The organism is Alteromonas sp. RW2A1, assembly GCF_001886475.1.
GTDB lineage: Bacteria > Pseudomonadota > Gammaproteobacteria > Enterobacterales > Alteromonadaceae > Alteromonas > Alteromonas hispanica.
Genome location: NZ_CP018031.1, coordinates 1,085,957 through 1,107,597, shown reverse-complemented (window position 1 = coordinate 1,107,597; position 21,641 = coordinate 1,085,957). Strand labels below are relative to the sequence as shown.

Genomic DNA, 21,641 nt, shown 5'->3' with positions numbered 1-21,641 from the left:
GCGACGCATAACTACCAATTACTCATCGTTTTGAGCTGCTGTTTTCGCCATATTAAATAAATGGCTGGTAAAATAAGTAGCGTCAATAAAATCGCACTGACCATCCCGCCCACCATGGGCGCAGCGATACGACTCATCACTTCAGACCCCGTACCTGAGCCATAAAGTACCGGTAATAGTCCGAATATAATGGTTGCGGTCGTCATCATGACTGGCCGGACACGCAAACCCGCGCCATGCAATACGGCTTCGGTTAGCATTCCTACGGTGGGTTTGATACCGTCCATTTTGCATTTGTCGATTAACGCCTGGTACTCATGATTCAAGTACACCAGCATAATGACGCCAATCTCGACAGCGACCCCGGCCAATGCAATGAAGCCAACGCCCACTGCCACTGAAAAGTTAAACCCCTCTAAGTACATAAGCCAAATACTACCGACCATCGATAAAGGCAACGTTCCCATGATGATCGCTACTTCAATAAAATTGCGGAAGTTGAGGTATAACAAGATCACGATAATAGCTAAAGTCAATGGCACTACATAGGTTAATTTTTCTTTTGCCCGCATCATATATTCATATTGTCCCGACCACGTTATGGAGTATCCTGCAGGCAATACCAGCTCCTCACTGACGACCTGCTGCGCCGCGACGACATAAGAGCCAATGTCTACGCCATCAATATCCACATACACCCAGCCATTAAGGCGTGCATTTTCACTTTTAATGCCTGGGGGACCATCTTCAATATACACATCCGCGACATCAGCCAACGCAATGCGTTTGCCTTGTGGTGTGACAATAGGCAACAATGACAATGATTCAGGTGATGAGCGATATGATTGTGGATATCGAATATTCACTGGGTAGCGCTCTAATCGTTCGACGCTCTGTGTAACATTCATTCCTCCAATGGCACTAGAAACAACTTGTTGAACGTCTGCTATGTTTAGACCATAGCGAGCGGCCCGTTCACGTTGGATATCGACTTTGACATAACGCCCGCCGGCAACGCGCTCTGAATAAACGGATGCCGTGCCCTCAACATCTGAAAGTATCGTTTCAATTTGTTGACCAATCTTTTGAATTTCCATAAGATCTGGACCTCCAATCTTGATGCCAACGGGGGTCTTAATACCGGTAGCCAACATATCAATCCGCGTTTTAATTGGCATAACCCATGCGTTCGTTAACCCCGGCAAATTAACCACAGCATCAAATTCTTTGATCAGATCCTGTGTCGTCATGCCTTCGCGCCATTGATCTTGAGGTTTTAATTGTATAAACGTTTCTATCATTGTTAATGGCGCAGGATCGGTTGCCGTATCGGCTCGGCCGACCTTGCCAAACACCGTTTCGACCTCAGGAACGGTCTTGATCAGTTTATTGGTTTGTTGCAATAACTCGCGTGCTTTACCTATCGAAATACCGGCATAAGTCGTCGGCATATACATTAAGTCACCTTCATCAAGCGGCGGGATAAATTCGCTACCGATCTTATCAATTGGCCAAAGCCCAATTCCCAGTACTATAACGGCGACCAGCATGGTCAACTTGGGAAAACGTAATACCGTTTTCAGTGTTGGCATGTATAAAAACGTCAAGAACCGATTTACAGGATTCTTATGCTCCGCAAGTACTTTACCGCGCACAAAGTACCCCATCAAAACTGGCACCAAGGTGATAGCAAGAGCTGCGGAAGCGGCCATCGCATATGTTTTGGTGAATGCAAGCGGCGAGAACATCCTGCCCTCTTGCGCTTCTAGTGTAAACACTGGTACGAAACTAACGGTGATGATCAACAAACTGAAAAACAGCGCAGGTCCGACTTCAGACGCTGAATCCATGACGACCTGCCATCGATTTTCTTTCGTCAGGGGGGTTCGCTCCATATGCTTATGCATATTTTCGATCATGACAATGGCCCCATCGCTCATTGCACCAATAGCAATAGCGATCCCCCCCAAGGACATGATGTTCGCATTGATACCTTGCATATACATCACGATGATTGCCGTGATGATTCCGACAGGAATACTTATAATTGCGACCAACGAAGAGCGTACATGAAATAAGAACGCGATACACACTAGGGCAACGACGATAAACTCTTCTACCAGTTTAGAGGCCAAGTTATCTACCGCCCGTTCAATCAAAGCTGAGCGATCGTAAACCGTGACGATTTCGACGCCATCCGGCAATCCTTTTTTAAGATCGTCGAGTTTAGCTTTGACTCCGTTAATGGTTGTTTGAGCATTTTCTCCAAATCGCATAACAACGATGCCGCCTACGGTTTCTCCTTCGCCATTCAGCTCAGCGATACCCCTGCGCATTTGGGGACCTAATTGCACATCCGCGATATCCCTAACCAACAGCGGCGTACCATTTTCATTCACGCCGAGAGGGATCGTTTCGATATCTTGTTTGCTTGAAATATACCCTGTCGCCCTGACCATATATTCAGCCTCAGCCATTTCAATAACAGATGCGCCAACTTCTTTGTTGCCTCTTTTGATGGCCGTTTGAATATGCGATAGCGGGATCCCATAAGCCCGCAGTTTTTCAGGATCAACTTTAACTTGATATTGCTTTACCATACCGCCTAACGCAGAAACCTCAGAGACACCGGGAACGGTTTGCAGTTCGTACTTGAGAAACCAATCCTGCAGACTACGTAGTTGTGATATGTCGTTTTTGCCTGTGCGGTCAACCAATGCATACAAGTAAACCCAACCCACACCCGTTGCATCTGGGCCTAATTGTGGCCGAGCATTTTCAGGCAAATTGGGAGCAACTTGAGACAGGTATTCTAATACGCGGCTTCGGGCCCAATATAGATCCGTGCTGTCATCAAAAATGATGTAGACATATGAGTCGCCAAAGAAAGAATAACCCCTGACTGTTTTAGCGCCTGGTACCGACAACATCGCTGTTGTAAGCGGATAAGTCACCTGATCTTCAACCACCTGAGGTGCTTGTCCAGGGTAACTCGTCTTAATGATGACCTGGACATCAGATAGGTCGGGCAATGCATCAATTGGTGTATTCTTTATCGTGAATAAACCACCGCCGATAATAATTAAGGTCGTCAGTAATACGAAGAAGCGGTTGGAAACTGACCATCGAATAATAGCAGCGATCATTCGTGTGCTCCTCCATGGTTGCTATGATCCATCGAAGCATCTTGGCTTTCAGACTGAATGCTCAGGATCCTAAAGTTGCCGTCAGTGATCTCAAACGTAAATGTAATGTCAGCACCGACCGTAAATTGGCTGATATCGATATCGTCGCTCACGGTAAAGTCAAGAGTTGCCGCAGGCCTATCCCACTTTGGGATCGCTTCACGTGAAATATTGACTACACGAGACTGCGTATTGATGGCATTAATGGTGCCTGTCACCATTGCGCTTTGCGCTGAACTTGGTTCTGCTGATTTTACATGGATGGTTGTTACCAGATAGTCGCTATCACCGGTTTTGGTGATTTCAATATGCAAATCCATACCAGCTTTCAACTGTGATAAATCGATAGTGTCAGCAACAAAGAAATCCATTGTCATCGCGGGCCAATCCCACGCTTCAATTGCTCCGTGGTCAAGATTTAGCATTTTGTGTGAGGGCATAACCGAATTAATCGTTGCTTCAGTCCATATAGTGCGTCCATTTATCGTCTGTGTATCAGCATTGTCGTCAATGATATGCACCGTCGTTACCACATACTGACCATCGTTTTCTTTACTAATTTCAATATGCGCCCCCATACCTTGCCGCAAACTCGTTAGGTCTACGTGGTTAGCGACAGTAAAATCCATTGTCATTTCTGGCCAATCCCATTCACTGATGGCGCCATGGTTCACTGTTATCATGTTATGTGAGGGCATAACATCGGTGATGGTGGCTTCGGTAAAAACCGACGACGGGAGTGCACCAGGTGCTTCCATCCGTTTAAAATCTGAACTGATACTGCTTTCTGAATCGAGTAAAAAGTGTGCCGAGGTGACAATCTGATCCCCGTCGATGAGACCTGTAGTAATCTCAGTGTAGTCCTCTACCACTCGACCTACATCTACGGCAATGGACTTGAATTGCCCGTCACCCAACGCCAAGACAACACGATCTTGCGTGCCGGTTCTGATAACCGCTTCTGATGGCACAAGAACGTTGTCTGAGTCAAAGTCTGAATGTATTGTGATCTGGGCAAACATGTTCGGCTTAAGCGCGTAATCGGCATTTTTAAAGCGTAACCGAACCCGTAGCGTTCGAGTGCTCTGTTCAAGTGTGGGGTAGACGTAATCAACCTCACCCTCCCATGTTTTGCCGGGTAAAAAATCTAACGTCATTGTGACGGGAAGTCCAACAGTGACTTGCGCGGATTGCCGTTCAAAGATTTCAGCATCAACCCACACCTCATCCAACGCACCAATGGATAGGAGGGTATTGCCTGGCTTGATAAAGAATCCTTCGCGGATATTTAAATTGTCAACAAACCCGGTTTGCGGTGCCGAAAAAGTGATCGTTTGACGAACTTTTTTGCTCGATATTAAGGACTGAATCGCTTCATTTGGCATTTGCAACGCATCTAACCGCGACCGAGCAGCATTGATCAAATCGTCGCTCCCGCGGCGCATCGCGATCAGCAGCTCTTCTTGCGCATTGACCAATTCTGGGGAATAGAGCGAATACAATGGTTCGCCTTTTTTGACATACTCTCCCGAGGCTTTCACATGCAGTGTATCTACCCAACCTTCAACGCGTGGGTGGATATGTATCAAGGTGTCTTCATTGTATTGCAAATAGCCAACCGTACGAATAGGGACATGCAGCGAGCGGCGTTGAACCGATGCTGTTCTTACCCCTAAATTATTAACTACATTGGGTGATATGCTAATGGTTCCCGGACCTTCATTACCTCCGGTGCTCTCCTCATAAACGGGGACGAGATCCATTCCCATCGGAGATTTACCCGGTTCATCACGACGGTAATTGGGATCCATCGGTGCCACCCAATAGAGTGGCTGGGGTTCTGTGCTTTGCCCTGCTGCGTTAGATGGTGCATCAGAAGGAAGTAGGGATGTATATGCTAACGCAGTCATTGCACCGCCGATAACACATCCTAAAATAATGGCTTTCGTGTTATTCATTATTGTTCTCCGAATTGAGTCTTGGAAATACCTGCGGTGGTATTGAAATAATAATTAAGTCGAATGTTTGTTCTGACGAGATCCACATCGATATCCAATGCATCAATACGCGCATTCAAATCCGCGATACGCGCGCGAGCAACTTCGGCGAAATCGCCGTCATCATTGGTGTAGGCATTCAAGGACGCATCTGCTTGTTCTTGCATTTGTGCTAATAACTCGTCGTTGTATAACGATTGCCTGTCAGTTAAACGTTCTCGCTCAGCGTATAACGACTGGATGGCAGACATCATTTCGCGCAGTGCGAGTAACTTGTCAGTCTTTATGGCTTCTGATTGATTTACGGCTGCAGAGACTTCTTTGTCTTGACGGTTTTCAGTAAAAATAGGTAAATCAAAACTAACACCGACTGACAAGAAATCAGCTCGACTTGCACCTGCCGGGGTATCATCGCGAAAAGCGTAACTGGCATTTACGCCCCATTGGGGTTTGTATTTTTCTTTAGCTAACTCAACCCCGGTTTGACTCGCTCTGATACGTTGATTAATGGATAAAATATAAGGATGATCTGCGAGTAATTCCGCGAGCTGTTGTTGGTTTTTTCTTTCTACCATTAACAACGTGTTGTCAGTGATTTTTGCAATGGCAGGTAATGTATTAGGCAACTGCAACGCGCTAAATGCATCAAAGCCAAGTTGGCGTGCAGACTGCTGGTTTTTTAGGATCCATTCCAATAACTTACCTGTTGCGCGTTCTTCCAGTGCTTGTAGTTTTGTTAATCTGTCATCTAACCGCGTCAATTCTAACTTTGCCCTAATGATGTCTTGCTGTTGCACGCGTCCAAGGGCGGTCGCATAATTCGCTTTGGCAATGTCACTGAGTTGCTCAAACAATGCCCAATCTTGATGGATTAGCTTAATACTCTGCTGCGCGCGATAAATTTCAAGCCAAATATCAGAGACCTGCACACGTGTGCGGGCGATGCGATCAGCACGCATTAATGGGTGCTCGGCGGCTTGCTCTCTTAATTGACGAGAACGAATATCTAACGAATCCCCTCTGGGGAACATCTGTGAAACCCCTGCCTTAAGTTGCGTCATGGGTTCTTGATCGAATGCTAATCCATCTGTTGGTAAGTTCGCTAAACCAATATTAACTACCGGGTCCGGCAAACTAGCGGCTGCCACGCTACTTGAAACAATGGCTTGCTCGCGATACTCACTGCCTACAAGCCAAGGATCGTTGTTAATCGCGATTTCAACAGCCTGCTCCAATGTCAATACCGACTTGGTTTGACTTTGGGCGAGCCCAGTATTCAAAAGCGTCATTAGTACAATGACATGAAATGAAAAGCGTCTCATTAGAATTGCTCCTCATAGGTATTAACTTCGGCATAAGTGGTTGCGCTGCCATCGTCATTGAGTTGCAGAACAAGATAAGGGTGAAATTGATCACCGACTTCCATACCAGGTGAGCCAATTGGCATAGCCGGCACACTGAGTCCGATGGCGCCTTCAGGTATATTGTCTAAAAATTGCTGAATGAATTTTGCTGGAATGTGACCTTCAAAAACAAAACCGTCTGGGGACAATGCCGTATGGCACGAACGGTAATTAGGCGCAACACCATATTTGTCTTTAATTCGAGACATTAACGTAACATTGGATACGTCTGCGTCGAACCCGTGCTCTTCAATATGGTTCACCCACTTTTGGCAACACTTACAAGAACGGCTTTTGTAAACTGTTAAGGACGTTATCGGGGATTCAGTCACTGCCTCTGAATCGTTATTTGTCTGTGTTGCGTCGGTACATGCTGATAAAAACAGTGCAAACACCAAGGCTATCCACATCGAGCGATGCGTAATAATTGACATAATTACTTTCTCATTTCTATTGTTTAAATAAATGGCTTGCTACGAACATTCGACTAACAAGCGATATCATTGCCCGAATTCTAGACGGACTTATCCTGCTTAAATGAGAGAGTGTTTCGGAGGGCGCTGCAATCCACCTAAAAAGATTTGGTTTAGGTTTGGGTTAAGAGACTGAATACTCAGCGACACGCCTTCGGGTGACGAATGAGCATGACTAGAGAGAAGACCAATATGAAACATCGCCATTGGACAACAGCAATCTTGCTGACAACAATCATTCATATCATCGCTTTGCGAGTGTTTCATCATGTCATGAGCGCTGTGCATATCGTGAGATCCGACCTCCATCTCCGCTGCCATTTCGTCACTGCATGGCATTTGCGCGAATGCAAATGACTCGCTCATTTGCACACTGAGCAATGCAATCACAATAATTAAGTGAATGAAGGCGCTTTTCACGGTCTCGTCGTTCCTTGGTGTTTGGCAGACAGTAGTCAATGACTGTTTATTAATGGCTGGTGATGTTAGCACCCTCGCCTGACAACCAGATTACCCCTACATTACAATTCGGTAATAAATGCAATTAGACGGATTATCATAGATCAAAGGCAAGGATTTCATTGCATAATCAGCGACCTAAGGGCTAACATCTTGATAGCGCTCAGCATTAAGATTACGGGACATTAGCGAAATTACAAAGCGACCTACATAGTAGGTGTTTCGTTTCACGGTTTCGTTACGTACATTAATATTGTAAGCGGGCTTATCATAAGTAAAACGGGCGGAACATCGCATGAAAATATTAGTCGTTGAAGACGAAACAAAAACTGGAGACTACATCAAACAAGGCCTTGCCGAATCGGGCTTTGTTGTTGAGTTAGTTCGGACCGGCCTCGATGGCCATCACAAAGCCATGCTCGGTGAATATGAGTTGATCATCTTAGACGTCATGCTGCCTGATATCGATGGTTGGAAAATATTGTCATCGTTACGAGAGTCTAACAATCATACACCGGTTCTTTTTCTTACTGCTCGTGATCATGTGAATGACCGTGTTAAAGGTTTAGAGCTCGGCGCAGATGATTACTTAGTGAAGCCGTTTGCATTTGCTGAGCTGCTAGCGCGTGTGCGCACGTTGATCCGCCGCGGCACGTCCGTGCCCAATAATATTTTACACATAGCCGATTTGGAGCTCGACATTCCTTCGCGTATTGCCACGCGAAGTGGGCGCACAATAAACCTGACAACTAAAGAGTTCACCTTATTAGAATTAATGGTGAGACGCCAAGGCGAGGTATTGCCGCGTTCTCTTATTGCTTCGCAAGTATGGGATATGAATTTTGATAGCGATACCAATGTGATTGATGTCGCCATTCGCCGTCTTCGAGCAAAAATCGATGATGACTTTTCACCAAAGCTCATTCAGACTGTGCGAGGGATGGGATATAAAATGTGCAGTAATGAATCTTAAGGATCTATCAAAGCGACCAAGCTCTCTCGCCTTTCGGGTCACTATACTTGTTGGGCTCACTATCTTTGTGTGCCTAACGTTTATAAGTCTTATTGTGCAGCAATCGATTGCTCAGCATTTTGAAGAGCAGGATGCAGATGAGCTGAATGAGGTGTTTCTAGCCGTGAAACGCAAGCTTAATACAGCGTATAGTGAAGGGGTTGCACCGTCTAGCATATTATTCCAAGCTGTCTCTGGGCATCACGGTGTCTATTATTTAGTTAAAAATAAAGACAACGAAGTTATTTTTAGCAGTGAGAGTGCGGTGCTAGAAAAATACCCTGGGGATACGTATGAAATAGAACAAATAACGCCATCCATGTTAAGCCTCTTTTTCGACGGCGAACATATGTTACGGGCAACGGAAATAACCGTGCGTATTGAAGACGGCAACATCCAAACACATTATCAAGTCATCGTTGCCTCGAACATGGAATTTCATATGAACTATATGGAAGACTTCGAGACAACATTGTGGGGGATCATTGTATTGTCTGGGGCTATTACGATCTTAGCCGCGCGGTTTGCTGTTTATCGTGGTCACTCCCCCTTACGACGTCTCAGTCGCAAAATCGGTTCCATCACCGCGGATAAATTGGATATCAGGTTGGAACCCACCGAAGTCCCAGTGGAGCTTGCTAATCTGGTGGAGTCCTTTAATGCGATGATTGAGAGACTTGAAAGCGGGTTTGAGCAGCTGTCCCATTTTTCCGCTGACATAGCTCATGAACTAAGAACGCCTATCACCAACCTGACTACACAGACCCAAGTCATACTCAATCAACCACGCTCGACGAATGAATACACTGACATCTTATATTCTAACTTAGAAGAGTACGAGCGAATGTCGAAAATGGTCAGTGACATGTTGTTACTAGCACAAACGGAGCATGGCTTGATCAAACCCAACGCTGAGCGGATAGACTGTCAGAAAGAAATCGGTGGATTAATCGAATACTTTGAGCTCTTGGCCGAAGAGAAGCACATCAGCATTCAACTTATTGGTCACAAAATAACGTTAATGTGCGACAAATCGATGTTTCTACAAGCACTGAGCAACTTGTTATCTAATGCCATTCGGTACACTCCCGATAATGCAGAAGTAACCGTATCTACTCAAATACAGGATAACGAAGCATTGATATCGATTTCAAACCCAGGTAATAAGATCCCTGACATTCAACTTTCTCGCCTTTTCGATCGTTTCTACCGCGCGGATCCATCTCGAAAACGTGACGGGCAAGGCGCTGGATTAGGATTAACCATTGCGAGATCTGTTCTTGAAGTTAACGGTGCACATATACAAGTGGGATCAGATGAGCAGGCAACCACGTTCACGGTCATCTTTCCATTGCGTAGCTGACGCCTCGAACACACGCAAGTGTTAGTTCGAGACGCCCGTTGGACTAAAAGGTATACACGCCTTTTAAATAATAGAAACCGCCGTTAATGCCAATGGGTGACGTCGTTGGGTACTTTGAACCCGCCACTTCGGTATCATAAAGCACATTTTCATCAGGGAGGTTATCAAACGCATTTCGAGCGCCTAGTGTCATAATAAATGATTCATTAATATGATAACCAACTTCAAAATCGACCGTGTATTCCGCACCCACTTCCTCTATGGGTAAACCGGCATCGATGTGATCTTCAAAAATGTCACTAAAATAATTAAGGCGCGTTAATACCCGCCAATCGCCATTCGTATGATTGCCAGTCAGGCTGAAGCGGTATTCAGGCAAATTATCCTCAATCATTCGAATGCGAGTGGGTGAAATGTTTTGGACTTGCTCACCATTCACATCGAACGTTTTAACATCATCAACTTCTGTACCGGTCCAGTTCCCCGCAAACGAGAAAACCGTATCTCCTCCCAACATTTCCATTGAATAATTAGCGACGACATCAATACCTTGTGTTGACGTTGCAAAGTCATTTGTGAAGAAACTCACTTCACTAAAGTCCTCGTACCGAATAGCTGCCCCACCATAAAATCGTCGCTAAAGAAATACTCCGAATCAATATACAGCGCTGCGCTATTACGACTATTCTTGCCTTGGAACCGAGCGGCTAGCCCAGGAAAGCCGTTTGAACCGATACCAAATCTCTGTGCGGCTAAAGGGCCTACTTCGTAGGACTTTGGATCCCCAGCGATGGCTTCAAACGCTTCATATCGATAATCAATGCCCCCGGCTAAGAACAACGGCTCATTCCCGCCAATATCAATATACTTATTGATGTCGATATTGAAGCTCGCTTCTGTTTGAATGTAGCGCCCGGGATTAAACGATGTTGGTGTCTCCGGTCCTAATGACGGATTTATGGTGTTGCTAATGGCATAATCGATTTCATTAGTACCATAAGCACCACTGACATCGTAATTTAGCTCGTTATCCAATTCTCCACGAGTACCAACAACCAATAAAGCATCAGTAACGATCCCCCCAAATTTGGGGGTAAATCCACCAGGAAAGAGTTCGTTGAATGCAAAACAATCAGGATTGTTTGCAACTTGGTTGATATAAACATGGTTGTCTAGCACGTTTGAGCCGACGGCTATATCGGTCGGACAGTTGCCCGATAGATCTGGCGTCAAGTCGGCTACCAGTAATAATTGCTCACCACTGTCATTGGTTCCGCCATCATTGACACCACCGCGGTTGTGTGGGTTTCGAAAGTAAAACCCGCCCTCCACTTCTCGTCTCGCATAGTTACCAAATAAATACGCTTCACTGTTTTAATCAAGCTCCAAACCTGCATTGGCAAAAAACTTGAGATCCCCTTTTATTTCAGGACTCCCCCAGACTTACGCCGGATCTTCAACGAACGTGTTGCCATTGTTAATCAGCGCCGCCGCATCATCGCGTTGTACGCTTCGTGACGTGGGATCGGCCGTTCGATATTCTAGAGAGAGATTGACAAACCCTTGATCAGTCAATGGCAACCCAACATTGCCCGCGACCATCGTCGTTGCGCCATCCCCTTCATAATATTGACCTTTATTAAATTCCACTAGGCCTCCTTCAGCGTCATCTTTAAGCGCAAAGTTGATCACGCCAGCAATTGCGTCAGAGCCATATTGCGCTGCCGCACCGTCCCGTAATACTTTAACTTGTTTAAGTGCAACAGACGGTATGACGGATATATCAGGCCCTTGCACACCGTCGGATATTAGACCACCTAAAAACGTAATAACCGCTGAGCGATGACGCCGTTTTCCATTCACCAGTATCAAGGTGTGGTCCGGCGCGAGCCCTCTTAAATTCGCGGGACGTACTAGGGTTGAAGCATCATTAATTGGTTGGTCGTTAACATTAAAGGATGGCACGGCGGCTTGCATCATTGTCGTGATGTCGGTGGACCCGGTACTTTTAAATTCTTCTGCGCTGATAATGTCAACAGGTACCGCTGAATCCCCTATCGAGCTCAAGCGCCGCACGCGCATCCACGTGCTTGTCCTCTAATGATTGATTATGCGTTGTCAGTAACTGGATTTCCTGTGTCATTGATGCGAGCCGTTGTTCGTAACGATCACACTCGCGAAGTGCTGTATCGCGCGCCGCTGTGATGTCAGTCACATATTGAGTCAATTCAGCGATGTCATTGTTAGCTCGCGCAATCTGAGCCTGCAACGTATCGTTTTGCTCCGATAGTGCGACTGCGCAAGCCGCCTGCTCGTCAAGTGACTTTTTAAACCTACTTTCACGTTCAACCAACGTGGCATGCGTCTCCTTTTTTAATCGCGCCGCAACGTGGCTTACAAGCTGCTGTAATTCTTCAGACAGTAAGACTTCTACCGGCGCATTTGCGCCCCCTTCGGTTAAGCGTTTCAAATGCTTATGAATAGTGCTCTTTGAGCCCGTATTCCCGAGCTCTGCGCGCACAGCGTCGATCTACACACTGTTACCGCGCGCAATGATGGCCTCTGTGGCTTGTTTAACGTTTGTCAGCGTCACGCCGGTTCGCGCCATTATAATGTACTTTATTACGTAATATGTATATACAGTATAATGTTTGAAGCATTCGAAATCAAAATAGGGAAATATAAACAAGCGATAATCATGGTTTATGCTATCTTGACTGACTAATATGCCCTATTCTTGCTAACCAGTACTGTACTGACCGGATGGTGTCATCTCTTCGTGGCGAAATCACTCTCTCAACACAATGAAGCGCATGAGCAGGAACTCGCCGAGCGAATTTCACGGTATATCAATGCGGCTACCCGGGATAACACGCGAGAAACGTATCGTTCAGCAGTCGAGCATTTTGAGGTGCATTGGGGTGGCAAGTTACCGACGACGCCTGAGAATATCGGACGTTATCTGGTGTCGTATGCTGATAGCTTGGCCCCCAGTACGCTGAGGACACGACTAGCTGCACTCAGTCAATGGCATAAAACGCAAGGGTTTGCTGACCCCTGCTCTTCTGTACACGTCCGTAAAATCATGCGAGGGATCCAGGCAGTTCACAGTAAAAAGCCAAAGCAGGCGCATCCATTACAAATAGAACATTTGCAACAGATCACTGCATCGTTGGACGCGCAAATTAGCGCTTCTGTAAACAATGCCAGCGTAATACGCGGCTACCGTGATAAAGTTCTGGTGTTATTGGGATTTTGGCGAAGGTTTCGAATTGACGAGTTATCCCGGTTAATGCTTGAGGATTTGGAGATCATCGATAATGTCTGTCTTCGTGGTTATGTAAGGCAATCCAAAACCGACCGGCATAACCAAGGGATGTACTTTGAAGTACCTGCACTTAAAACATTATGCCCAGTCAACGCTATTTCAGAGTTTGCAGCGCAGATGGAGCTGGATGATGGACCGGTATTTCGTAAGATTGATAGATGGGAGAAAATCAATACAAACGCTATCAGTGCCGGCAGTATCCCGGCAGTATCCCGGCAGTATCCCGGCAATACTCCGGCGAGTTTAATTCCAATCAAACATACCAAATTCCAAGGCATTTAGTAGCCACTCATTGCGGCGCGGATTTGCTCATTGGGCAAACCATCAAGGATGGTCATTACATGAATTGATGCAGTATGTGGGCTGGAAAGACATCCAATCTGCAATGCGATATCTCAATCATAGCGAGGCTTTTCCAAATCGAATAACTGCGAACGAGCCTTAAAATCGCTATTTTCAACATCGAAATTAGCTGGATTAGATTAGTTAGTGCTTAATTGTACTAGCACTTTACTATGCTGACTTATACCTTTAGTATGACCGCTAATTAATAAAGAAAAACGGTTTAGTATTTAGCTTAGTTTTTCCTTTTACTTTTTCTTTCAATTGTACTTATCGTTTGTCCTTGGCTCTGGCTTTGTATTGGTTGTTATTGCCTAAGGTTTAAAAATTCACGTATATCTTTCAAGCGACCCAAGCCAAGCGCCCTACTTTTTACTTGCCGCTTTTCGACTCGCTTTTAAAACCAATTAGCTCAATGGTTATGTAAGTGTTGTGGCAGTTTAAAGAGTTACTTTTTCAATAGACCTATGCCAACGGCGGCCATTATCACTGCGACTATCGCATTTAAATAATTAAAGAACGCGTAAGGTAAATAAGATAGAACATCCACTCCCAAAGTGGCTGCGTAAAAAGCGCCTGCCGTAGTCCAAGGAATTAATGCTGTTGTCATTGTTGAACCTTCTTCCACAGAACGTGAGAGTATGGCGCCTTCTAATTTTTGGTCGTCATACTTTTCCTTAAACAATTGGCAGTTGAGTATTATTGATATGTAAGCTTCACCCATCGCAATATTTCCGACAAACCCCGATACTATAGTTGTGGCGATAAGGCTTGCCGTCCGTTTTACTCTTGCAATACTGCCTTTTAGTAAAGCGCTTAAAAAGCCTGCACCATGCAGAATGCCGCCAAGCGCGATGGCCATGAGCGCTAACAGTAAAGTCCAACTCATGCTGGTGATACCACCGCGACCTAAAAGTGCGTCCAGGTTAGCTATACCTGTCGATGCTGGCGTATTTTCCCACAGTGCGTTTAATACAATTACCGTGCTTTCTATATTACTTTCACCCTGATAAAAAATGGCAATCAGTACGGCAAGTACAATGCTGCACGACATACTGACTTCTGCCGCTACTTTTTTAATGCTGAGCGTGGCAAGTAGTAAAAGAGGAAGAAGCGTTATTAAAGGCATCAGCTTATATTCTTTATTTAGCGCTGTTTGAATTTGGGTAATAGAACTAAAGGTAAGATTTTGATCGGCATTCCCAAAACTGTGGCTAAACCCGATTATTAAAAAGATTATCAAAGTGAGAATAAACGTAGGCACAGTGGTAAACAGCATGGCATAGATGTGCCTGAATAAAGTGGTTCCAGCGCTCATGGCAGCAAGATTAGTGGTATCTGAAATGGGAGACATTTTGTCGCCAAATGTTGCACCACACACAATCATGCCTGCTACTAACGGAAGTGGAATGCTCATAGCACTTCCGATACCGATGAGTACCACGCCCAAGGTTCCCACAGTTCCCCATGAAGTACCGGTAGCGACAGACATAATGGCACAAAGTACTAATCCAACGGCTAAAAACAAACTTGGGCTAAGCCAGCTAAGACCGTAGTACATCAAGGTAGCTATTGTACCGCTATGCATAAAACTGGAGATCACCATGCCGATAAGTATAAATATGTAGATAGCAGGCATGGCTTTCGATAGCGACGAGGTCATTAATTCGCGGATTTGTAGATAGTTAAATCCGATAAAAGCCGCGTTTACACCAGTCCATAAAAGGCAAACAAACATCAGCGCATGTAAGCTTATCCCAAGACCAAAAAGACCGCCCGCTATGGTAATAACGACAGCGGCGAAGCACACAAGCGAGTGTTGAAATGATGGCTGTTGTGAAGCAGCAATTGAAGACGTAGACGTTTGATTGGACATTTTAACTCTCAAGAGGGCCAGAATTAATTTACTGCTCTATAAAAGAATCAGAAAAAACATTCTCTAAACGCTCGATATCCGGTTCGAAATTTAACTGCTGCTTACTGCGCTCGAAGCTAAGCTTTGCAAAGTGTTTAGCATTTGTTTTGAAATCTTCAGCCACATGACTATCGTTGTTTTCGAAGCACTGTGCTAGTGTTTGAAGAGATTTTTGGATGCGAATTGCTACTTCAATATTGTCGGCGCCATCTCTTGATATACTGGTATATGCATCGTCAAATATGTCTTTAACAGATATTTCTGGTACCGAAATGCAGCTGTATTTTACTTCGTAATCGGGCTGCTGCTGTCTATCCTCATTACTTGCCACGTTATCTTTAGACCATAAAAGCAGCAAACGGGTAATGCTGCTTATAGTGCCTATGGCAGTACCATGATCGTTTACCGATGGCGATAGTGCCCTAGATGCAATCTCCGCCAATACGATAAAACCAAACCTGGGGTCGGCTTCAAATGAGCGTGATGTACTTATGCTAAATGCACTTTTTATTACATCGACATCAACGTCTTTATCTACAAACGCGATATTTTTATCCGGTGTGACAAACTCACCGGGAAGCATGGCAATATTCACAAAAACATTATTATCTGACGCCCATTCCTGTATTTTAGCGATATCAATCAATTGAATATATCCAACCTCATTTGATTGAACGGCATAACTCCCCTGCTCGCTTATTTCGCTTGCGGGAACAGCGCCTAAACACGGTGTTTCAATGCGTTGCTTAATTGCCCGCTCAGTTGCGCTTTCCACCTTTAACATGGTTGACTCTACTCGCCCCAAGCGGGCAACGCTGTCTACCCAACGAATAAAAGTAAGAATAACGATAGCAAACGCAAGGCAAGTGATACAGAAGAGGAAAAATACACCAGCTTCTCCATAAAACTTCTGGCTCATGGCCGTCAATGCCACAGCACTGTATATAAATGCGCCCACAAACGTTGAAAGTGCGTTTTGCGACACATCATCTGAAATAGTAAGCCCGAGAGAGCGAGGCGTAGAAGACTGACTTGCAGACGCATAGGCGTTTACCATGGTGCCGGCAGAAAAGGTAGCGATGACCATCATGCTTGATGCCATGATAGAGAGCAAGGTAGTCACTGAATCGGGCTCAATCTTTGGGATATGCTCGGCTAATGATGTTCCATCAACTATCTTTGCCGCAAATACAGCTAGCAAGGAAAGCACACAAAAACCTAGAGGCTTTATCCAAAGTTTCTCTTTAAAACTAAATAATAAAAACCGTACTTTGTCTACCGACAGCGGTGTGTCCATACCCTAACTCCAAAACCTGTATGATACCTAGTGTGGCGAGTACGCCAGTTTGGCTGTACTCTCTGTAACATTTCTTTTTTGTATCAGCTACATTACCTCTGCAGCTTAACTAGCACCACTGTTTAATTTGTATTTATAACGGAGTTGCGCTGACAAGTGTTACTGTGTCTTATTCTTATTACCTGCGCAGCGTTTTGAGCAATATCGCACGTTTTCCCAATCCCGTTCCCACTTTTTACGCCAAGTAAAAGGACGGTTACACACGGGGCACATTTTTGTGGGTAAATCAGACTTCTTCATTTTTCGTGATCTTCGTCAAAAATGCAGCGGCGTCTTCTTTCATTGCATTAATATTATCTTCTTTCATTCTTCCGTAGGTTTTTAAAATCATCGCCATACGGTGATTGTTGCTTAATTTATCTTTGTTCTTGTCTATAAAGTGCCAATACAAATAATTAAATGGGCACGCTTTTGGCCCTGTCTTTTTGGATACTTGGTAGCCACAGTTTTTGCAGTAATTCGACATCTTGTTGATGTAACTACCGCTAGCCACATAGGGCTTACTAGCAAGGTTTCCACCATCGCTGTACAAAATCATGCCTGCCACATTTGGCAGTTCTACCCATTCATATGCATCGGCGTAAACAGAAAGGTACCATGCTTGCACTTGCTCTGGGCTAAGTTCAGTCAGCAGACTAAAATTACCTATAACCATCAGCCTCTGAATATGGTGGGCATACGCATTCTGTTTTGTTTCTTTAATACACTGACGCATACAGTTCATATTAGTCTGTGCATCCCAATAGAAATTGGGTAAGTCACGCTGGTTGTTAAAGTAATTGTCAGTTTTGAGGCCGGGCATAAAATACCAATAAAAACCGCGAATATATTCTCGCCAGCCTAATATTTGCCTAATGAAACCTTCCGCAGAATTTAGTGGTACTTGACCGCTATGGTACGCCTGTTCGGCAGATTCAATTGCTTCTTTTGGCGTTAACAGTCCACAATTCAGATAAAACCCGATATGTGAGTGGTACAACCATGGTTTGCCTTCCACCATTGCGTCTTGATACTGACCAAAGTTGGGCAATCGTTCTTCTATAAATGTATTCAACACTTCCAGTGCGTCTTTTCGCGTAACGGCGAAAAAGAAGTTGTCTAGGTCGCCAAAGTGATCAGAGAATTGTGACTCTACAAGCGCCAAAACGTCTTTTGTGATCTCATCTATGGCAAAGGTGCTGTGCTTTGGCACCTTATGAGCCTCGGGCATGGACTCACGATTTTGTGCGTCGTAATTCCATTTTCCGCCTACAGGATTTTTACCGTCCATTAGCACATCATGCTTTCTGCGCATTTCGCGATAAAAAAACTCCATGCGTAATTGTTTTTTGCCTTCAGCCCAGTCGCTAAACTCTTGTGGCGTCGCTAGAAACCTGTTGTCCTCGCATATATGAACTGGAACACCTAGCGTACTTTCCCATTGTTGAAAACTATTCAACAAACGATGTTCACCTGGCGATGTAACAACCACGCTTTCAAAATCACCGTTATCTAAACTGTATTTGACTTGTTCCAGTAAACTACCTTGATTGTGCTTGTCATCATATTTTACATAGTCAACATTGTAGTTCTGCCTTTCAAGCTCACGAGCAAAGTGGCGCATGGCACTAAACAAAAACGCAATCTTCTTTTTGTGATGCTTTACATAGGTGGCCTCTTCTCTCACCTCTGCCATTAATATGGTATCTACGGTTTTTTTAGCTTCGGCAATAGCAGGAAGTGTTTCAGTTAGCTGGTCGCCCAATACAAGAATAAGTGAAGCCATGAGCTATCCTTTAATTTCTTGAAAAGCATCAAGCGCGCGCTGTCTCGAGGCTTTCAAATCAACAATGGGTTTGGGGTAATTTTTACCTAGCTCAAAATTAGCATCTTTCGCAATCACACCCGGAATTTCCCATGGTTTATGTATGTATTTATCTGGAATATCTTTCAATTCTGGGCAGTACTTACGTACGTACTTACCTTTCTTGTCAAATTTTTCGCCCTGAAGTACCGGGTTAAAAATTCTAAAATAAGGGGCTGCGTCTGCGCCAGAGCCCGCTACCCATTGCCATCCAGCGCTGTTACTCGCTAAATCTGCGTCTAGTAATGTATCCCAAAACCAGCGCTCGCCTTCGTGCCAGCTCAGCAGCAGGTTTTTTACTAAGAACGAACCTACAATCATTCTTACACGGTTATGCATATACCCGGTTTGCCATAATTCGCGCATACCCGCATCTACAATAGGAATACCGGTGTTACCGGTTTGCCATGCTCTTAAGCTTTCAGCGTCTTTTCGCCAAGGAAAGTTATCGAACTTGTCGTTGAAGTTTTTGTTTGGCAGCGTTGGAAAATGATAAAGCAAGTAATAGCTAAACTCGCGCCAGCCAAGTTCACTTAAGTAGGTGTCTATACTTTTATCTTCTGTGGAGCCGAACTTATCTTTTATGGCGTACCACACTTGATTTGGCGACATCTCACCAAAATGTAAGTGTGGTGACAATCGTGAAGTCCCCTTCATCGACGGTATATCTCTCCCGTCACGATAGTGTCTGGCGGCATGCTCTATAAAATCAGACAAATTATCGGCAGCGCCATCTTCACCGGGCTTCCACATTTTTTCGATTGTGCCGTACCACTCAATTTCTGGCATCAGGTTCAAGGCATCTAGCCCATCATCTTCGCATTGGGTGTCTGCGTAGGTAATTCTCGCTGGTGGGGCCTTTGGATAACGCGGCTGCTCAACGTTTAAGCAGCCGTTTCGATAATATGGTGTGAAAACGCGGTATGGTGTGTCATCTTTTTTGAGAACCTTCATGGGTTCCCACAATAAACTACCGTTGCTGCTATGTGCCTCAAGACCGTTGTCGATAACTTGTTTTTTTATCTCTTTATCGCGATTGATTTGCCACGGCTCATAACAGCGGTTCCAAAATATTGCTTTTGCATCAACCTCTTTCATAATTTGAGGAATGAGCTTTTTAGGATCGCCTTTGTAAAACTTCAAATGACCGTTTAGCCGTTTATTCAAAGAGGTAAGAGAGTGATGCAACCACCACTTACTCGCGCCGCCTGGCACTCTACCATCGGGGGTAGTATCGTCGAATATGTAAATAGGAAGAATTTTCCCCATGTCGCAGGCAGCGTTTAATGCTGGGTTATCATTCACTCTAAGGTCTTGTCTAAACCACATAATACTTACAGGAACGGTCACATTTTTTCCTTTTGATGTTGCTCTAATTTTTAATTACTTACGTAATTGAACTTGTACGCATTTCTACGGATTCAGGATCCGTTCGTGTTATAAAAATAAAATAGAGAATTATTATGCCAAATCATACTCTTAGCGATAATAATACGACAAAAAAGCAGCGAGGGCTGTTTTGGTTTAGACACGATTTACGCCTTCACGATCAACCTGCGCTCATTGAGTTGTGTGAAAAGGTTGATGAAGTCTCATTTATTTATATTCTGGATGAAACGCATTTTTCCCCGACTAAATACGGATTGCAACGTATGGGTGATAATCGTTATCAATTTTTGATAGCGACATTAGCAGACTTAAAACGCTCTCTTGAAAACCAAGGACACAGCTTGACTGTGCTTAAAGGGAATACTTCAGAATGTTTAGCTAATGTATTGAAGCAGGGACACTTTGTCTACCTTGGGCTGAACAAGCACAGTGGCTTTTATGAACGAAAGCACGTGGATGAATTAGCTTATAATTATCCGAATCTTTCAATTATTGAAGGCGAAGCCCTTACCTTATTCAATGAAAACGATCTGCCTTTTTCAGTTGCAGAAATGCCCGATGTGTTCAGCCCTTTCAGGCGCAAAGTTGAGAAGAAACTAACGCCTAGAGAAGCTATCGGCACTTTAGAAAACTTCCCCTCTGCGTTTGTGCCTGAGTTTGCTGAACAAGATAAGCTCGACGTAAATGCAGAGCTTGATAATGGGGTTAGCAACGAATTCAAAGGCGGTGAGACCGCAGCGCTTGAGCATTTAAACACGTACCTTTTCGATTGGCATGCAGCTGCAACCTATAAAGAAACAAGAAATGCGCTAGACAGTTGGAAAGACAGTACTAAGCTGTCACCTTGGCTTGCAGTAGGCGCACTTTCACCGAGAGAAGTGGTTCGACAGGTAGCCAAGTTTGAACAACAAGTAGAAAAAAATGAGTCAACGTACTGGATTTATTTTGAGTTACTGTGGCGAGAGTTTTTTCACTGGTTACAAACAAAATACGAAGAGAGATGGTTTAAATTTGGCGGTATTCAGCGGGCAGCTCCCAATACAAAGCATAACCCAAAAGTGTTTGTTGATTGGTGTAACGGCGACACTGGCTACCCAATTATTGATGCCTGTATGAAACAGCTAAAAGCAACGGGCTATATGTCCAATCGTGGAAGGCAGCTTGTCGCTAGCTGCTTTGTTCACGAGTTGCAGCAAGACTGGCGATATGGTGCAGCGTGGTTTGAAAACCAGCTGCTCGATTTTGATGTGGGTAGCAACTGGGGCAATTGGCTTTACCTTGCTGGTGTGGGAAGTGACCCGAGAGGACACAGACAATTTAACTTGGATAAGCAAACAGCAACTTACGATCCAGACGGTGCGTTTAGGCAGAAATGGCTGGGCTAATTGTTATTGCTCAGTCTCAAAGCGCTATGTCTCAAAGCGCTGGCGCACTAAGAGCCAGCGCTAAAGAAACTAGTAGTGTTAAGGCTCATTACGTTAGCGCCCCCTTGATGCGAGCTCCACTGCTGATAGCTTCTTTGCTGATAGGTCCTTTGCTGATAGCCCCCTTGCTGAAAGACTATGGCTAAGTAAT

General features: G+C 44.7%; 20 protein-coding genes. 6 read left to right on the top strand and 14 right to left on the bottom strand.

What is annotated here, in order from left to right:
* Nucleotides 1-11 precede the first annotated feature (11 nt).
* The 5 genes from BM528_RS04930 to BM528_RS04910 all read right to left on the bottom strand — a co-directional run bounded on the left by BM528_RS04930 (nt 12) and on the right by BM528_RS04910 (nt 7,478).
* A complete protein-coding gene (locus BM528_RS04930; protein ID WP_071978930.1) occupies nt 12-3,146 on the bottom strand; it encodes an efflux RND transporter permease subunit in 3,135 nt (1,044 codons plus the stop codon).
* The gene (locus BM528_RS04925; RefSeq protein ID WP_071978929.1) at nt 3,143-5,143 is read right to left on the bottom strand and encodes an efflux RND transporter periplasmic adaptor subunit; all 2,001 of its coding nucleotides are present in this window, start codon (nt 5,141-5,143) and stop codon (nt 3,143-3,145) included. The genes BM528_RS04930 and BM528_RS04925 overlap by 4 nt, the downstream gene beginning before the upstream one ends.
* Nucleotides 5,143-6,504, bottom strand: coding sequence for a TolC family protein (locus BM528_RS04920; RefSeq protein WP_071978928.1), 1,362 nt, complete (start codon nt 6,502-6,504; stop codon nt 5,143-5,145). Before BM528_RS04920 ends, BM528_RS04925 begins: the two co-directional genes overlap by 1 nt.
* Nucleotides 6,504-7,019: a DUF411 domain-containing protein gene (locus BM528_RS04915; RefSeq protein WP_071978927.1), complete on the bottom strand. Its 516-nt coding sequence runs from the start codon at nt 7,017-7,019 to the stop codon at nt 6,504-6,506. Before BM528_RS04915 ends, BM528_RS04920 begins: the two co-directional genes overlap by 1 nt.
* Before the next feature lie 99 nt (nt 7,020-7,118).
* On the bottom strand, nt 7,119-7,478 hold the full coding sequence (locus BM528_RS04910; protein WP_071978926.1) for a hypothetical protein: 360 nt from the start codon (nt 7,476-7,478) through the stop codon (nt 7,119-7,121).
* Nucleotides 7,479-7,812: 334 nt separating this feature from the next.
* Between BM528_RS04910 and BM528_RS04905 the strand changes: the two genes are divergently transcribed.
* Complete coding sequence (locus tag BM528_RS04905) at nt 7,813-8,490, top strand: heavy metal response regulator transcription factor (RefSeq protein ID WP_071978925.1); 678 nt, start codon at nt 7,813-7,815, stop codon at nt 8,488-8,490.
* On the top strand, nt 8,480-9,892 hold the full coding sequence (locus tag BM528_RS04900; protein ID WP_071978924.1) for a heavy metal sensor histidine kinase: 1,413 nt from the start codon (nt 8,480-8,482) through the stop codon (nt 9,890-9,892). The genes BM528_RS04905 and BM528_RS04900 overlap by 11 nt, the downstream gene beginning before the upstream one ends.
* Nucleotides 9,893-9,935: 43 nt before the next feature.
* Here the strand turns inward: BM528_RS04900 and BM528_RS18775 are convergent, their stop codons facing one another.
* From BM528_RS18775 to BM528_RS04880, 4 genes are all read right to left on the bottom strand, one after another.
* On the bottom strand, nt 9,936-10,481 hold the full coding sequence (locus BM528_RS18775) for a TonB-dependent receptor (protein WP_071978923.1): 546 nt from the start codon (nt 10,479-10,481) through the stop codon (nt 9,936-9,938).
* Nucleotides 10,478-11,224, bottom strand: a complete 747-nt coding sequence (locus tag BM528_RS18770; protein WP_071978922.1) for a hypothetical protein — start codon at nt 11,222-11,224, stop codon at nt 10,478-10,480. Before BM528_RS18770 ends, BM528_RS18775 begins: the two co-directional genes overlap by 4 nt.
* A 111-nt stretch (nt 11,225-11,335) precedes the next feature.
* Complete coding sequence (locus BM528_RS18765; protein ID WP_071978921.1) at nt 11,336-11,959, bottom strand: TonB-dependent receptor plug domain-containing protein; 624 nt, start codon at nt 11,957-11,959, stop codon at nt 11,336-11,338.
* Nucleotides 11,925-12,413 carry a DNA-binding protein gene (locus tag BM528_RS04880; RefSeq protein WP_071978920.1) on the bottom strand — a complete coding sequence of 163 codons (489 nt, stop codon included), beginning with the start codon at nt 12,411-12,413 and terminating at the stop codon, nt 11,925-11,927. The genes BM528_RS18765 and BM528_RS04880 overlap by 35 nt, the downstream gene beginning before the upstream one ends.
* Before the next feature lie 258 nt (nt 12,414-12,671).
* Here BM528_RS04880 and BM528_RS04875 point away from each other — a divergent pair, with 258 nt between their 5' ends.
* Nucleotides 12,672-13,502 carry a hypothetical protein gene (locus tag BM528_RS04875; RefSeq protein WP_083595207.1) on the top strand — a complete coding sequence of 277 codons (831 nt, stop codon included), beginning with the start codon at nt 12,672-12,674 and terminating at the stop codon, nt 13,500-13,502.
* Nucleotides 13,503-13,512: 10 nt separating this feature from the next.
* Entirely contained in the window at nt 13,513-13,665 is a 153-nt protein-coding gene (locus BM528_RS19045; protein WP_157812665.1) for a tyrosine-type recombinase/integrase, read from the top strand.
* A 345-nt stretch (nt 13,666-14,010) separates the two neighbouring features.
* On the opposite strand, the gene nhaC is transcribed toward BM528_RS19045, so the two are convergent.
* The 5 genes from nhaC to BM528_RS04850 form a co-directional block, all read right to left on the bottom strand.
* A complete protein-coding gene (gene nhaC, locus BM528_RS04870) occupies nt 14,011-15,438 on the bottom strand; it encodes a Na+/H+ antiporter NhaC (protein WP_071978919.1) in 1,428 nt (475 codons plus the stop codon).
* 28 nt (nt 15,439-15,466) lie between these two features.
* On the bottom strand, nt 15,467-16,774 hold the full coding sequence (locus tag BM528_RS04865) for a DUF2254 domain-containing protein (protein ID WP_071978918.1): 1,308 nt from the start codon (nt 16,772-16,774) through the stop codon (nt 15,467-15,469).
* Nucleotides 16,775-16,933: 159 nt separating this feature from the next.
* Nucleotides 16,934-17,074, bottom strand: coding sequence for a DUF2256 domain-containing protein (locus tag BM528_RS04860; RefSeq protein ID WP_071978917.1), 141 nt, complete (start codon nt 17,072-17,074; stop codon nt 16,934-16,936).
* Nucleotides 17,061-18,599 (bottom strand): cryptochrome/photolyase family protein, encoded by a 1,539-nt coding sequence (locus tag BM528_RS04855; RefSeq protein WP_071978916.1) that lies wholly within the window; start codon nt 18,597-18,599, stop codon nt 17,061-17,063. The genes BM528_RS04860 and BM528_RS04855 overlap by 14 nt, the downstream gene beginning before the upstream one ends.
* 3 nt (nt 18,600-18,602) lie before the next feature.
* Complete coding sequence (locus tag BM528_RS04850; protein ID WP_071978915.1) at nt 18,603-20,027, bottom strand: cryptochrome/photolyase family protein; 1,425 nt, start codon at nt 20,025-20,027, stop codon at nt 18,603-18,605.
* Nucleotides 20,028-20,140: 113 nt separating this feature from the next.
* Here BM528_RS04850 and BM528_RS04845 point away from each other — a divergent pair, with 113 nt between their 5' ends.
* On the top strand, nt 20,141-21,451 hold the full coding sequence (locus tag BM528_RS04845) for a DASH family cryptochrome (protein ID WP_071978914.1): 1,311 nt from the start codon (nt 20,141-20,143) through the stop codon (nt 21,449-21,451).
* Entirely contained in the window at nt 21,439-21,636 is a 198-nt protein-coding gene (locus BM528_RS04840; RefSeq protein WP_071978913.1) for a hypothetical protein, read from the top strand. Before BM528_RS04845 ends, BM528_RS04840 begins: the two co-directional genes overlap by 13 nt.
* The last annotated feature ends 5 nt before the right edge of the window (nt 21,637-21,641 follow it).